Source organism: Variovorax sp. 160MFSha2.1 (assembly GCF_048305075.1).
In the GTDB taxonomy this organism is placed as follows: Bacteria; Pseudomonadota; Gammaproteobacteria; order Burkholderiales; family Burkholderiaceae_C; genus Variovorax; species Variovorax guangxiensis.
The window spans coordinates 991825-1006621 of record NZ_CP157624.1; the positions used below are offsets into that span (position 1 = coordinate 991825).

14 protein-coding genes are annotated in these 14797 nt (G+C 67.0%); 10 read left to right on the forward strand and 4 right to left on the reverse strand.

What is annotated here, in order from left to right:
• Nucleotide 1: 1 nt before the first annotated feature.
• Nucleotides 2-436, reverse strand: a complete 435-nt coding sequence (locus ABL838_RS04245) for an acyl-CoA thioesterase (RefSeq protein ID WP_184634536.1) — start codon at nt 434-436, stop codon at nt 2-4.
• Between the two features lie 41 nt (nt 437-477).
• On the opposite strand from ABL838_RS04245, the gene ABL838_RS04250 reads away from it, so the two are divergent.
• Both ABL838_RS04250 and ABL838_RS04255 read left to right on the forward strand, forming a co-directional pair.
• The gene (locus ABL838_RS04250) at nt 478-2322 is read left to right on the forward strand and encodes an ABCB family ABC transporter ATP-binding protein/permease (protein WP_418125832.1); all 1845 of its coding nucleotides are present in this window, start codon (nt 478-480) and stop codon (nt 2320-2322) included.
• Nucleotides 2323-2368: 46 nt separating this feature from the next.
• Entirely contained in the window at nt 2369-3307 is a 939-nt protein-coding gene (locus ABL838_RS04255; protein ID WP_418124343.1) for a 2-hydroxyacid dehydrogenase, read from the forward strand.
• Nucleotides 3308-3340: 33 nt separating this feature from the next.
• Here ABL838_RS04255 and ABL838_RS04260 read toward each other — a convergent pair whose 3' ends face one another.
• The gene (locus ABL838_RS04260) at nt 3341-4783 is read right to left on the reverse strand and encodes an amidase (protein WP_418124345.1); all 1443 of its coding nucleotides are present in this window, start codon (nt 4781-4783) and stop codon (nt 3341-3343) included.
• 61 nt (nt 4784-4844) lie between these two features.
• On the opposite strand from ABL838_RS04260, the gene ABL838_RS04265 reads away from it, so the two are divergent.
• From ABL838_RS04265 to ABL838_RS04295, 7 genes are all read left to right on the forward strand, one after another.
• Entirely contained in the window at nt 4845-5828 is a 984-nt protein-coding gene (locus ABL838_RS04265) for a LysR substrate-binding domain-containing protein (protein WP_418124346.1), read from the forward strand.
• 186 nt (nt 5829-6014) lie between these two features.
• Nucleotides 6015-7487, forward strand: a complete 1473-nt coding sequence (locus tag ABL838_RS04270; RefSeq protein WP_126021524.1) for an aspartate ammonia-lyase — start codon at nt 6015-6017, stop codon at nt 7485-7487.
• A 145-nt stretch (nt 7488-7632) separates the two neighbouring features.
• Nucleotides 7633-8529, forward strand: a complete 897-nt coding sequence (locus ABL838_RS04275) for a transporter substrate-binding domain-containing protein (RefSeq protein WP_126021523.1) — start codon at nt 7633-7635, stop codon at nt 8527-8529.
• Between the two features lie 98 nt (nt 8530-8627).
• Nucleotides 8628-9386 carry an amino acid ABC transporter permease gene (locus ABL838_RS04280; protein WP_375792069.1) on the forward strand — a complete coding sequence of 253 codons (759 nt, stop codon included), beginning with the start codon at nt 8628-8630 and terminating at the stop codon, nt 9384-9386.
• A gap of 1 nt (nt 9387) precedes the next feature.
• The gene (locus ABL838_RS04285; protein WP_184634543.1) at nt 9388-10056 is read left to right on the forward strand and encodes an amino acid ABC transporter permease; all 669 of its coding nucleotides are present in this window, start codon (nt 9388-9390) and stop codon (nt 10054-10056) included.
• Between the two features lie 40 nt (nt 10057-10096).
• On the forward strand, nt 10097-10834 hold the full coding sequence (locus ABL838_RS04290) for an amino acid ABC transporter ATP-binding protein (RefSeq protein WP_126021710.1): 738 nt from the start codon (nt 10097-10099) through the stop codon (nt 10832-10834).
• A gap of 185 nt (nt 10835-11019) precedes the next feature.
• Nucleotides 11020-11466 carry an SRPBCC family protein gene (locus ABL838_RS04295; protein ID WP_418124348.1) on the forward strand — a complete coding sequence of 149 codons (447 nt, stop codon included), beginning with the start codon at nt 11020-11022 and terminating at the stop codon, nt 11464-11466.
• Nucleotides 11467-11509: 43 nt separating this feature from the next.
• Here the strand turns inward: ABL838_RS04295 and ABL838_RS04300 are convergent, their stop codons facing one another.
• Together ABL838_RS04300 and ABL838_RS04305 are read right to left on the reverse strand one after the other, a co-directional pair.
• Nucleotides 11510-12619, reverse strand: coding sequence for a nucleoside hydrolase (locus tag ABL838_RS04300; protein WP_418124350.1), 1110 nt, complete (start codon nt 12617-12619; stop codon nt 11510-11512).
• A gap of 245 nt (nt 12620-12864) precedes the next feature.
• Nucleotides 12865-13704 carry a dienelactone hydrolase family protein gene (locus tag ABL838_RS04305; protein WP_418124351.1) on the reverse strand — a complete coding sequence of 280 codons (840 nt, stop codon included), beginning with the start codon at nt 13702-13704 and terminating at the stop codon, nt 12865-12867.
• 119 nt (nt 13705-13823) lie between these two features.
• Here ABL838_RS04305 and ABL838_RS04310 point away from each other — a divergent pair, with 119 nt between their 5' ends.
• Nucleotides 13824-14789, forward strand: coding sequence for a GlxA family transcriptional regulator (locus ABL838_RS04310; protein WP_418124352.1), 966 nt, complete (start codon nt 13824-13826; stop codon nt 14787-14789).
• The last annotated feature ends 8 nt before the right edge of the window (nt 14790-14797 follow it).

Consider the following 14797-nt stretch of genomic DNA (forward strand, 5'->3'; position numbering starts at 1 on the left):
ATCAGGCGTCCGGTTTCTCGATCGGCCTCGGACGGCCGTTGTCGTCGATGGCCACGTAGGTGAAGGTGGCCTGCGTCACCTTGATGTACTCGCCCTGCGCGCGGAAGCGCTCGGCGAAGACTTCGACCGTGACGGTGACCGAGGTGCGCCCGATGCGCACCAGCTTCGAATAGAACGACAGGATGTCTCCCAGGCGCACCGGCTGCTTGAAGATGAACTCGTTGACCGCCACCGTGGCCTGCCGGCCCTTGGCGTAGCGCGCGGGGATGACGGAGCCGGCCAGGTCGCACTGGGCCATGACCCAGCCGCCGAAGATGTCGCCGTTGGCGTTGCAGTCCGCCGGCATCGGAATGACCTTGAGCACCAGCTCCATGTCGGTGGGCAGGCTCTTGAGGGTGGCGGCGGCCGTGGAGGCGGCACTGGAAGTATCTGACATGGGCACAATCTGGAACAAACAAGCAACCACGATTGTCCCCCATGCGCCGCAGCGGCGAAGCCCTTCCTTCCTCCCACGCCGCCGGCGGCCAAGCGCCGGCACCCGCAGGCGATCGCTCCGACTGGGCGACCCTGCGCCGGCTGTTCCCCTATCTCTGGCAGTACAAGTGGCGCGTGCTCGCCGCGCTGGCCTTCATGGTCGGCGCCAAGGTGGCCAACGTCGGCGTGCCGGTGCTGCTGAAGAACCTGGTCGACACGATGACGCCCAAGCCCGGTGCTCCGGACTTGGCCCAGGCGCTGCTCATCGTGCCCATCGGGCTGCTGCTGGCCTACGGGCTGCTGCGCTTCTCGACCTCGCTCTTCAGCGAACTGCGCGAGCTGATCTTCGCCAAGGCCACCGAGGGCACGGCCCGGCAGATCGCGCTGGAGGTGTTCCGCCACCTGCATTCGCTGAGCCTGCGCTTTCACCTGGAGCGCCAGACCGGCGGCATGACGCGCGACATCGAGCGCGGCACGCGCGGCGTGCATTCGCTGATCTCGATGTCGCTCTACAGCATCGTGCCCACCATCATCGAGCTGGTGCTGGTGCTCACCATCCTGGGCGTGAAGTTCGACGCCTTCTTCGTGTGGATCACGGTGGCGGCGCTGGTGCTGTACATCGTCTTCACCGTTACCGTGACCGAGTGGCGCACGAAGTTCCGCAAGACCATGAACGAGCTCGACTCGGTGGCGCAGAGCCGCGCGGTCGATTCGCTGCTGAACTACGAGACCGTCAAGTACTTCAACAACGAGGACTTCGAGGCCGGCCGCTACGACGCAAGCCTCGACCGCTACCGCAAGGCCGCCATCAAGAGCCAGCGCACGCTGAGCATGCTCAACACCGGCCAGCAGGCGCTCATCGCCATCAGCCTGGTGCTGATGCTGTGGCGCGCCACCTCGGGCGTGGTCGACGGGCGCATGACGCTAGGCGACCTGGTGATGGTCAACGCCTTCATGATCCAGCTCTACATTCCGCTCAATTTCCTGGGCGTGATCTACCGCGAGATCAAGCAGAGCCTGACCGACCTCGACAAGATGTTCGTGCTGATGGAGAAGGAGCGCGAGGTGCGCGACGCGCCCGGCGCGCAGCCGCTGGCCGGCGTGGATGCCACGGTGCGCTTCGAGGACGTGAGCTTCGCCTACGAGCCCGCCCGGCCCATCCTCAAGCACGTGAGCTTCGAGATCCCGGCCGGCAAGACGGTGGCTGTGGTCGGCCCCTCGGGCTCGGGCAAGTCGACGCTCGCGCGGCTGCTGTACCGCTTCTACGACGTGCAGCAAGGCCGCATCACCATCGGCGGCGAGGACATCCGCGAAGTGACGCAGTCGAGCGTGCGCAAGGCCATCGGCATCGTTCCGCAGGACACGGTGCTCTTCAACGACACCGTCGAATACAACATCGCGTACGGCCGCCCGGGCGCCACGCGTGAAGAGGTGGAAGCCGCCGCCCGCGCCGCGCGCATCCACGACTTCATCGTCGCCACGCCCAAGGGCTACGAAACGACCGTGGGCGAGCGCGGCCTGAAGCTCTCGGGCGGCGAGAAGCAGCGCGTGGCGATCGCGCGCACGCTGCTGAAGAACCCGCCGATCGTGATCTTCGACGAGGCCACCTCGGCGCTCGACTCGGCCAACGAGCGCGCGATCCAGTCCGAACTCAAGAATGCCGCGCAGGGCAAGACCACGCTGGTCATTGCGCACCGGCTGTCGACGGTGGTCGATGCGCACGAGATCCTGGTGCTCGAAAGCGGCGTGATCGTCGAGCGCGGCACGCATGCGCAGCTGCTCGCGAAGCAGGGGCGCTACGCGCAGATGTGGGCTTTGCAGAAGAGCGAAGCAGCACCGCTGATGTAGCGCGATCATCCGTTCCTTCTTTTTTATCGATTCCAGGAGTTCAGACGTGCCGAACAAGATCCCCCTGCTGGTGCTCAACAGCCTCTCGAGCGCCCACCAGGCCCAGATCGCCGAGGTCTACGACATGACCTACGCCTTCGACCCCGGGCAGCGCGCGGCTGCCATTGCCCAGCACGGCAGGAAGTTTCGTGCGGTGCTGACCATCGGCGTGATCGGCATCACGCCCGAGGAGATCGACGCGATGCCCGCGCTGGAGCTGGTCTGCTGCATGGGCGCGGGCTACGAAGGCGTGCCGCTCGAGGTGACGCGCGCCCGCGGCATCGCGACCGCCAACGGTGCCGGCACCAACGATGACTGCGTGGCCGACCATGCCTTCGGCCTCCTGATCGGCATCGTGCGAGAGTTCCGCAAGCTCGACCGGCTGTGCCGCGAAGGCGTGTGGCGCGAAGCGATTCCGCAGCCGCCGAACGTGTCGGGCAAGAAGCTGGGCATCCTGGGCATGGGCACCATCGGCCAGAAGATCGCCAAGCGCGCCGCGGCCTTCGACATGGAAGTGGGCTATCACAACCGCAAGCCGAAGGAAGGCGTGTCGCAGCGCTACTTCGACGACCTGAAGTCGCTCGCCGCATGGGCCGACTTCCTCGTGCTGGCCGCGCCGGGCGGCCCGGCGACGAAGCACCTGGTCAATGCCGAAGTGCTCGACGCGCTGGGGCCGCAGGGCTACCTGGTGAGCATCGGCCGCGGCAGCGTGGTCGATACCGAGGCGCTGGCCGCGGCGCTGCGCGAGAACCGCATCGCCGGTGCAGGCCTCGACGTGTACGAGAGCGAGCCGAAGCGGCCCGAGCCGCTGATCGGGCTGGACAACGTGCTGCTCACGCCGCACATGGCGGGCTGGTCGCCCGAGGCGACGCAGAAGTCGGTGGACCACTTCCTCGCGAATGCCGAAGGGCACTTCGCGGGGCGCGGCGTCGTCACGCCGATCTGATGCATCTGCTCCTTCCCCCGCCGGGGGAGGGAGTCAAGCCAATACCGAGGGGCGGCGCGCCGCCCAGCCGCATGCCTGGTCATACGCATGCCCGAGCCGCAGCACCTCGAGGTCCGAATGGATCGGCCCCGCCAGCTGCAGTCCCATCGGCAGCCCGCCTTCGCCGAAACCCGCGCGCACGTTCAGCGTCGGAAGCCCTGCCAGCGTGAAGGGCGTGACGATTTCCATCCAGCGGTGATAGGTGTCGCTCTTCACGCCGGCCACTTCGGAAGGCCAGTGCAGCTCGGCGTCGAAGGGAAAGACCTGCGCCGTCGGCGCCAGCACGAAGTCGAAGCGCTCGAAGAGCTTGAGAAAGGCACGGTACACGTTCGAGCGGTACACCGAAGCCTGGTAGAGCGAGGCCGCGTCGAGGTGCCGGCTCTGCTCGATCTCCCATTGCGCCTCGGGCTTGAGCTGCGCGAACAGCTTCGGATCGCTCAGGTAGGCGCCCAGCTTGCCGCCCACCAGCAGCTGCCGCAGTCGCAGCCAGGCGCTCCAGTTGTGCTCGCGAGGCACGTCGAGCGTGCAGGGCTCGACCTCGCAGCCGATGTCGCGGAAGGTGCCGAGTGCCTTCTCGCCGAGCTCGCGGATGCCGGCTTCCAGCGGCAGGTCGGGCCAGATGCTGCCGAGCCAGCCGATGCGCAGGCCCTTGGCGTCGCCCTCCAGCCGCAGTTCGTCGGGCGAGGGCAGGGCATGCGGCGACGACAGCGGCACGCGTCCGTCGAAGCCCGCCTGCACGGCCAGCAGCCGCGCCGCGTCTTCCACCGTGCGCGCCATCGGGCCTTCGCAGCCCAGCTGCTGGAAGAAGAGTTCCTCGTCGGGGTTGCCCGGCACGCGTCCGCGCGAGGGGCGCATGCCGATCAAGTTGTTGAAGGCGGCCGGGTTGCGCAGCGACCCCATCATGTCGCTGCCGTCCGCCACGGGCAGGATGCCCAGGGCCAGCGCCACCGCGGCGCCGCCGCTGCTGCCGCCCGCGCTGCGCTCGGGCGCATAGGCGTTGCGTGTGATGCCGAACACCGGGTTGTAGGTGTGCGAGCCGAGCCCGAACTCGGGCGTGTTGGTCTTGCCGATGACGATGGCGCCGGCGGCTCTGGCGCGCGCCACGTGCAGGCTGTCTGCGCGGGCAGCGGAGCGCGGCGACAGCGGGGAGCCCATCGAAGTCGGCAGGCCGGCCGCATGGCTCAGGTCCTTCACCGCCAGCGGAAAGCCGTGCATCCAGCCGCGCCGTTCGCCACGTGCCAGCTCGCCGTCGCGCTCGTCCGCCTCGGCCAGCGACTGCTGCGGATCGCGCAGCGACACGATGGCGTTGAAGCGCGGGTTCAGCGCCTCGATGCGGGCCAGCGAGGCCTGCATCAGTTCCCGGCAGGACACCTCGCGCGCGGCGATGCGGCGGGAGAGTTCGGTGGCGCTGAGGTCGAGCAGGTCGGCTTGAGGCATGGCGGATGAGGGAAAAGGAGGGGGCGCCCAGTATGGCGCGGCGCTCGCATAATCGCCGCGTATGGAAACAAAGTGGCTCGAAGACTTCATCAGCCTTGCGGAAACCCGCAGCTTCAGCCGCTCGGCCCAGTTGAGGCACGTGACGCAGCCGGCGTTCTCCCGCCGCATCCAGGCGCTCGAAGGCTGGGCCGGCACCGACCTGGTGGACCGAAGCTCGTACCCGACCCGGCTCACGCCCGCGGGCCAGACGCTCTACAGCCAGGCCATCGAGATGCTGCAGTCGCTGCAGAGCACCCGCGCCATGCTGCGCGGCCACTCGGCCGCCGGGCAGGACGTGATCGAGATCGCGGTGCCGCACACGCTGGCCTTCACCTTCTTTCCCTCTTGGGTGACCAGCCTGCGGGAGCATTTCGGGCCCATCAAGAGCCGGCTGATCGCGCTCAACGTGCATGACGCGGTGCTGCGGCTCGTCGAAGGCAGCTGCGACCTGCTGATCGCCTACCACCACCCCTCGCAGCCGCTGCAGCTCGATGCCAACAAGTACGAGATGGTCAGCCTCGGCCAGGAAACCGTGGCCCCCTGGGTCAAGGCCGACACCGAGGGCGCGCCGCGCTATCGCCTGCCGGGCCGGCCCGGCCAGCCGCTTCCGTACCTGGGCTACGCGCCGGGCGCCTACCTGGGCCGCGTGGTCGACCAGCTGCTGAAGGAATCGGGCACCGCCATCCACCTCGACCGCGTGTACGAGACCGACATGGCCGAGGGCCTGAAAGTGATGGCGCTCGAAGGGCACGGCATCGCCTTCCTGCCGCAGAGCGCGGTGCGCAAGGAGATCAAGGCCCGCAAGCTGGTGAGCGCGCTGCCGCCCGAGATCGACAGCCTGGAGGCCACCATGGAGATCCGCGCGTACCGGGAACGCCCCGGCACGCCGGCTCCGCTCAAGGCCGGCGCCGGCCGCGCCGCGCTGAAGGCGGCCGACACCCTGCAGCCCAAGCGCACGGCCGATGCGCTGTGGTCCTATCTCGTCGGCACCCAGCCGCAGCGCTGACGGCAGGGCGGCTTCACCGGAATTTGTGCATCGCACAATCTATAAATGCCGCGCATAGGCCCTCCCGCAAAAGGCATTGGCGCACCGAATCCGGCGCCACTACAGTCGCGGCTGCTTTTCGCTGTCACGATCCCAACCCACGGCACGCGCCCTGCGCGTGCTTTTTTTTAAGCCGAGGAACCTCCCATGAGCTCCAATTTCAGGACGGAACACGACTTCCTCGGCGAGAAGCAGATCCCCGCCATCGCCTACTGGGGCGTGCATACGGCGCGAGCGGTCGAGAACTTCCCCATCTCCGGCACCCGCATCTCGGCCATGCCCGACCTGGTGCGCGCGCTGGCCTACGTGAAGAAGGCCGCCACCCGTGCCAACGCCGACCTCGGCGCCATCGACCGCGACCGCGCCGCGGCCATCATCCTGGCCTGCGACGACATCGTCGAGGGCAAGCTGCTCGACGAGTTCGTGGTCGACGTGATCCAGGGCGGCGCCGGCACCTCGACCAACATGAACGCCAACGAGGTCATCTGCAACCTCGCGCTGGAGAAGCTGGGCCACGAGAAGGCGCGCTACGACGTGCTGCACCCCAACGACCACGTCAACGCCTCCCAGAGCACCAACGACGTCTACCCCACCGCGGTGCGCCTGGCGCTGTGGTTCGCCATCGGCCGGCTGCTCGAGTCGATGGCCTCGCTGCGCCGCGCCTTCGAGGCCAAGGCGCTGGAGTTCAAGGACATCCTCAAGATCGGCCGCACCCAGCTGCAGGACGCCGTGCCCATGACGCTGGGCCAGGAGTTCCTGACCTACGCCGTCATGATCGAGGAGGACGAGGCCCGCCTGCGCGAGGCGCGCGCCCTCATCGAGGAAATCAACCTCGGCGCCACCGCCATCGGCACCGGCATCAACGCGCCGCACGGCTACGCGAACCTGGCCTGCCAGTACCTCGCCGAGCAGACCGGCGTGCCGCTGAAGCAGGCCGCCAACCTGGTCGAGGCCACGCAGGACACGGGCGCCTTCGTGCAGCTGTCGGGCGTGCTCAAGCGCGTGGCGACCAAGCTCAGCAAGACCTGCAACGACCTGCGGCTGCTCTCCAGCGGCCCCCAGGCCGGCTTCGGCGAGATCCGGCTGCCGGCGCGGCAGGCGGGCTCCTCGATCATGCCGGGCAAGGTCAACCCGGTGATCCCGGAAGTCATGAACCAGGTGGCGTTCGAGGTCATCGGCAACGACATCACCGTGACGCTGGCATCCGAAGCCGGCCAGCTGCAGCTCAACGCCTTCGAGCCGATCATGGGCTGGAGCCTCTTCAAGAGCATCCAGCACCTGGGCCGCGCGTGCACCACGCTGCAGCACAACTGCGTGGAGGGCATCGAGGCCAACCGCGAGTTCCTTGCGAAGCGGGTGCGCGAGTCGGTCACGCTGGTCACGGCGCTGAACCCGCTCATCGGCTACGAGAAGGCCGCGCTCATCGCCAAGACCGCCCTGGCCACGGGCGGGCCGATCGACCTGGTGGCCGAGTCGCTGGGCATCATGACCCGTGCCGAGATGGACGCGCTGCTGGTGCCGGAGAACCTGACGCAACCTGTAAGATTGGCCGCACCCGTTCCCCCCGCGGCCGTGCCGACAGGCACGAAGGCTGCTAACCCCCTGCCATCGGCGTCATGAAGAGGCCCTCGCACCAGACGGGCGCCCACCCCTGCGCGAAACTGCACATTCAGTGTGCCGTGCACCGGGGTGGTTACCGATGTGCCCAAGCACGGTGTGTGTCTAGAATTTGTTTCTTTCTGTCTATTTCCCAAGGAGTCTTCTGATGAAAAAGCAATTGCTCGCGCTGGCAGTGACGGCGTTCGTGGCAACCGGCGCGTTCGCGCAGGCCACCGATACCCTCGCCAAGATCAAGGAGCGCGGCGCAGTGAACCTGGGCGTGCGTGACTCTTCCGGCCTGGCCTACACGCTGGGCGGCGGCAAGTACGTCGGCTTCCACACCGAAATGGCCGAGAACATCATCAAGGACCTGAGCAAGGACCTCGGCAAGCCCCTGACCATCAACTACCAGGTGATCACCTCGCAGAACCGCGTGCCCCTGGTCCAGAACGGCACCATCGACTTCGAGTGCGGCTCCACCACCAACAACGCGGCCCGCCAGAAGGACGTCGATTTCGCCTACACCACCTACGTGGAAGAAATCCGTATCCTCACCAAGGCCAATTCCGGCATCAACGGCATCGCCGACCTGAAGGGCAAGGTCGTGGCCACCACCACCGGCACCACCTCGGTCCAGACGCTGCGCAAGAACAAGCGCGCCGAAGGCGTCGACTTCAAGGAAGTCATGGGCAAGGACCACGCCGACAGCTTCCTGCTGCTCGAATCGGGCCGCGCCGATGCCTTCGTGATGGACGGCTCCATCCTGGCCGCCAACGCCGCCAAGTCGAAGAACCCCAAGGACTTCAAGATCGTCGGCGAAGTGCTGTCGGTCGAGCCCATCGCCTGCATGCTGCCCAAGGGCGACGCCAAGCTGAAGAAGGCCGTCGACGACAGCATCGTGCGCCAGATCAAGGACGGCTCGCTGGCCAAGCTGTACGACAAGTGGTTCATGCAGCCGATCCCCCCGAACAACGTCAACCTGAACATGCCGGCTTCGGAAGGCACCAAGGCCGCATGGGCCAACCCGAACGACAAGCCCATGGAAGCCTACGCCCCGAAGTAAGGCGTCGCGAGACCTGAAAAGCCAAGCCCGCGCGGCACCCTGCCGACGCGGGCTTTTCGATGCAATGGGCGCGGGCCCTGACCCGCGAAGGAGGATGGATGCTGAACCTGGACATGTCGGTCTTTTGCCAGGACACGCTCACCAATGAAGTGGTCGCAAGCTGCTTCGCACGCGGATCGGACCAGACCTATCTGCAATGGATGTTGACTGCATGGGGCTGGACCGTGAGCGTGGCGCTCACGGCCCTGTTCCTGGCGCTGGTCGTGGGCTCGATCATCGGCACGTTGCGCACGCTGCCCGACAGCCCCTGGCTGGTCCGGTTCGGCAACGCGTGGGTGGAACTGTTCCGCAACGTCCCCCTGCTGGTCCAGGTGTTCATCTGGTACTTCGTGCTGCCCAAGATGATCCCGCCGATGCGCGACCTGCCGCCTTTCGTGCTGGTGGTCTGCGCGCTGGGCTTCTTCACCTCGGCGCGTATCGCCGAGCAATTGCGCTCGGGCATCCAGGCGCTCCCGCGCGGCCAGCGCTACGCGGGCATGGCCGTGGGCTTCACGACGCCGCAGTACTACCGCTTCGTGCTGCTGCCCATGGCGTACCGGATCATCATGCCGCCGCTGACCAGCGAATCGATGAACATCTTCAAGAATTCGTCGGTGGCCTTCGCGGTGTCGATTCCCGAGCTTACGCAGTTCTACCTGCAGGCCGGTGAAGAGACCTCGGCCCAGATCCCGATCTACATCGGCGTGATCGCTCTCTACGTCATCAGCGCCATGCTGATCAACCGCATCATGACCTTCATCGAGCGCAAGGTGCGCGTGCCGGGCTTCGTCGCCGCCGGCGGCACGGGGGGCCACTGACATGATGAATCTCGACTTTTCCTTCTACAACTGGAACCTCATCAGCACCTATGTGCTGAAAGGCTTCTACTTCAGCGTCGTCCTGACGGCCGTGGCCACGCTGGGCGGCATCTTCTTCGGCACCCTGCTGGCGCTCATGCGCCTGTCGGGCAAGAAGTGGCTGGACTTTCCCGCCGCGGCCTACGTCAACGGCATGCGCTCAGTGCCGCTGGTGATGGTGATCCTGGGCTTCTTCCTGCTGGTGCCCTTCGTGATCGGCCGCCCCATCGGGGCCGAAACCTCGGCCGTCATCACCTTCATCTGCTTCGAGGCGGCCTACTTCTCCGAGATCATGCGCGCCGGCATCCAGTCGATCCCGCGCGGGCAGGTCTTCGCCGGCATGGCCGTGGGCATGACCTACAGCCAGAACATGAAGCTGGTCATCCTGCCCCAGGCCTTCCGGAACATGCTGCCGGTGCTGCTCACGCAGACCATCATCCTGTTCCAGGACACCTCGCTGGTCTACGCCATCGGCGCCTACGACCTGCTCAAGGGCTTCGAGACCGCCGGCAAGAACTTCGGCCGTCCTGAAGAGGCCTACCTGCTGGCCGCCGTCGTGTACTTCGTCATGTGCTACGCCCTTTCCTGGCTGGTGAAACGCCTGCACAAGAAAATCGCCATCATCCGCTGACAGTTTGAGTGGCTAACCGGAGAAAGAAATGTCCGAAAAAATGATCGAAATCAAGAACGTATCGAAGTGGTACGGCCCGGTGCAGGTGCTCAACGACTGCTCCGTCAGCATCGCCAAGGGCGACGTGGTGGTGGTGTGCGGCCCGTCGGGTTCCGGCAAGTCCACGCTCATCAAGACCGTGAACGCGCTCGAGCCCTTCCAGAAGGGCGAGATCACCGTCAACGGCATCCCGCTGCACGACCCCAAGACCAACCTGCCCAAGCTGCGCTCCAAGGTCGGCATGGTGTTCCAGCACTTCGAGCTGTTCCCGCACCTGTCGGTGACCGAGAACCTCACCATCGCCCAGATCAAGGTGCTCGGCCGCTCGGCCGACGAGGCCAAGACCCGCGGCCTGAAGATGCTCGACCGCGTGGGCCTGATGGCGCACAAGGACAAGTTCCCGGGCCAGCTCTCCGGCGGCCAGCAGCAGCGCGTGGCCATCGCCCGTGCGCTGTCGATGGACCCCATCGTCATGCTGTTCGACGAGCCCACCTCGGCGCTCGACCCCGAGATGGTCGGCGAAGTGCTCGACGTGATGGTGAACCTCGCCAAGGAAGGCATGACCATGATGGTGGTCACGCACGAAATGGGCTTCGCCCGCAAGGTCGCCAGCCGCGTGATCTTCATCGACGTGGGCGGCCGCATCCTGGAAGACTGCTCGAAGGACGAGTTCTTCGGCCACCCGGAAAACCGCCAGCCGCGCACCAAGGACTTCCTCAACAAGATCCTGCAGCACTGATCGGCTGCCGCAAGGCCAGGAAGCAAAAGCCGCGCTGTCCTCGGGCAGCGCGGCTTTTTTGCTCTCGGCCAGGCCATGTTTGGGGTCTAAGGGTTTTCTCTGATCTCGGCGCCTGTCGATTTTCATCAGGCTCATCCGACGTGCTATCGAGGGTCGTCCTCGATTTTCTTCAGGAGCAATCAATCATGGCTACCAACACCGTCCGTCTGCATCGCGTCCTTCGTACCTCGCCGGACAAGGTCTACCGCGCATTCGTCCAGCCCGGCGCCTTCGAGCGCTGGCTGCCGCCCTTCGGCTTCGTCGGCAAGGTCCACGCGATGGAGCCGGTGGTAGGCGGCGCCTGGCGCATGTCATTCACCAACTTCGGTACCGGCAACAGCCATTCGTTCGGCGGCAAGTACCTCGAACTCGCTCCGGGCAAGCGCATCGCCTACGACGCTGCCTTCGACGACGCGAACCTTCCGGGCACGATGAAGACCACCGTGGTCCTGACCGAGGTGTCCTGCGGCACCGACGTCTCGATCGTGCAGGAGGGCATTCCCGAAATGATCCCGACGGAGATGTGCTACCTGGGGTGGCAGGAGTCGCTGGTCTCGCTGGCTCAGCTGGTGGAACCGAACATTCCGGGCTGAAGGCTTCGCGCGAAGGCGAAGCGGCGATCTGAAGCAGGGACCGTCAAGACAACCGCGAAATCCTCTGCGTCAGCAGATCGAAGAACCCCTGCGCATCGCCTTCCGCGATCCAGTTCACGTTGGCCGGCTTCTTCAGCCCGCCGTACCAGTCGACCACCGTCTGCCCGAAGCCCAGCCCCTCGCGGCTGTCGACTTCCACGTTCACCTTGCGGCCCCTGAAGAGCGAGGGCTGCAGCAGGTAGGCGACCACTGTCGCATCGTGCACCGGGCCGCCGGGCAGGCCGTAGTACTGCATGTCGTGCTGCACGTAGGCGTCGAGGATGTCGGCCACGGTCTTGCCGGCCTGGTTGCCCAGGCCGCGCAGCCTGGCGATGCGCTCGGGGCTCGTGAGCACCTTGTGCGTGAGGTCCAGCGGCAGCATGGTGATGGGCACGCCGCTCTTGAGCACGATCTCGGCCGCGTGCGGATCGGCGAACACGTTGAACTCCGCCGTGGGCGTGATGTTGCCGCCGTTGAAGTGCGCGCCGCCCATGAGCACCAGCTCGCGCAGGCCGCGCGTGATGTCGGGTGCCTGCGTGAGCGCCAGCGCGAGGTTGGTCTCGGGGCCGAGCATCGCGAGGGTCACGCTCTTCTCGGGCGCGGCGCGCAGCGTGCGGATCAGGTAGTCGACCGCGTTGCCCTCGGCCAGCGGCTGGCTGGGCTCGTGCACCTTCACGCCGGTGATGCCTTCGCTGCCGTGGATGTCGGCCGCGTAGATCGGCGTGCGCAGCAGCGGGCGCGGCGCGCCGGCGTAGATGGCGATGTCGGGGCGCTTCGCCCACTCGCGCGCCAGGCGTGCGTTGCGCGAGGTCTTGGCCAGCGGCACGTTGCCGGCCACCGTGGTCAGCGCCTGGATCTTCAGTTGCTCGGGCGACGCCATGGCGAAGAGCAGCGCAATCACGTCGTCGGCGCCGGGGTCGGTGTCGATGATGAGCGTGTGCGTCGTGGCCGCTGCTGTGGCGGCAGTGCTGGCGTCGGCGGCGTGGGCCTTCGGGGCGATGAGGCTGGCGGTCAAGAGGGCGGCGAGTCCGAGAAGAAGAACCGGGAAGATCGTCGCCGCGAGGCGCGATGGCAATGACGACGGCGTTGCCGCTGCAGCAGCCCTGGAATGCATGAGGAACCTCCTTGCAGGCGCTGAAGAAGGGTGCGCCTTTCAAGTCAGTCTGCCAGAGCAACACACGCCGCGGACACCTGATCGCGCACGCATTTTCGGCTCCCGCGCGACCACCCGCAACGGCGCGTAGACCGAGGCTTTAGAGCCCGCGCGCAAGCGAAACGGAAAGTGCGCAAAGCACGCGACGAGGTCTCATCCGCGGCGCCCGGACGCCGCGCACCGCCTGTTGCGAAAACGCCGCTCGATCAGCTCCCGATAGCGCCCGATGGCCGCAGCCGCCGCGCGAAGAAGTCCAGTATCTCGTCGCGCGCAGCCACCGTGGGCTGTCCCGCCTCGTCGATCAGGTGCGCTGTCACCACGCTGTGCGGGCTCGCCACCACCTGCGCGAAGAAGGGCGGCGTCCGGGTGTTGGCCGCGCTGTCGGGCAGCACGCGCGCCACGAAGCGTTCGCCCAGCGTCTGCTGGAAGGCCGCGAAGCGCTGCGCCCTGCAATGCCTGTCGCCCTCGAAGCGGTAGGCCATCACGGTCAGGTCTTCGCGCTCCAGCCGTTCGCGCACTGCAACTAGCTCCTCGGGCGCCACATTCATCGCGCCGGGGTTGTCCATCGGCAGCGAGGGCTGGCACATCACCGGCGCGAGCATTGCGGGCTCCAGCATCATCGAAAGCGCGAAGTTGCCGGTGAAGCACATGCCGATCGCGCCGACACCGGGCCCGCCGCACTCGGCATGTGCGAGCCGCGCCAGCGCGCGCAGCCACTGCGTGACCGGGCTCGACTCGTTGGCCGCGAAGGCGCGGAACTCGGCACTCACGCAGGCGCGCTTGAACACCGCGATGCCTTCTTCCGCACCGGGCACGGCGCCGTCGCGGCCGAAGAGCGACGGCATGTAGACGCTGAAGCCCGCATCGCGCACCCAGCGCGCGAAGCGCGCCACGTGCGGGCTGATGCCGGGCATCTCGGTCATCACGATCACGGCCGGGCCCTGGCCCATGACGTAGAGCTTCTTCTCGATGCCATCGAGCGTGATCTGGCGTGCGGTGAAGTCGTCGAGCGGGTCGTCTTCGGTCAGGGGGCGTTGCTGTGACATGGAGTTCCTTTGCCGTTCAGGTCTTGCGAAAGCCGCGAAGCTTGTATTGGACGTTCGGCGTCGCCAGAATGGCAGTGTCCAATTCGACTCCTTTGAGGCTTTATCGGCCAACCCTCCAGATGCATGACTTCACCGTGCTGGTGCTGCCCGGCGCCTTCAACTCCAGCGTCGCGGTCACGATGGACGTCCTCGGCGCGGCCGAAGCGATGGCCGACCGCGCAGGCGTCGCGCCGCCCCGCTGGCGCCTGTGCTCGGTGCATGGCGGACCGGTGCCGCTACGCGCGGGCATGAGCCTCGACACCACGCGCCTGCCCGTGCGCCCGCGCGACGATCGCTCCACCTGGGTGGTGCCGGGGCTCGGCCTCAACACACCGGGCGAGATCCGTCGATGCCTCGAAAGCGACGACGCAGCCAAGGCCATCGCCGCGCTCGCGCGCCACGCCAAGTCAGGCGGCCAGGTCGCGGCCTCGTGCTCGGCCGTGTTCCTGCTCAACGCCGCCGGCCTGCTGCAGGGCCGGCGCGCGACGGTCTCATGGTGGTATGCCCCGCTGCTCGCACGCATGGCACCCGCTTGCACCGTCGATGCCGACCGCATGGTCTGCTCCGACGGCCCCGTGGTCACCGCAGGCGCCGCCTTCGCGCAGACCGACCTGATGTTGCACCTGCTGCGCGAGCGCTGCGGCAGTGCGCTCACCGATCTGGTCTCGCGCATGCTGCTGATCGACGGCCGCCAGGCGCAGGCGCCGTTCATCGCGGCGGAGGTGCTGGCCAGCGGCAACGACCTGGTGGCGCGGCTCGCGGCGCGCGTCGAATCGGCATTGCCCGAGGCGCCTGCGGTGAGCGAGCTGGCGCGCGAGTTCTGCATGTCGGAGCGCACACTCTCGCGCCACATCCACAGGGCCACCGGCAAGAGCACCCAGGCGCTGGTGCAGAGCGTGAGGCTGCGGCGCGCCCGCGCGCTGCTCGAATCCAGCCGCATGACGGTCGAGCAGGTGGCGGGGGCGGTGGGCTATCAGGACGCCACGGCACTGCGGCGCCTCATGAAGAAGGTGGCTGGCGCGAACCCCAGCCGCTACCGCGCCTGAGCAGGCGC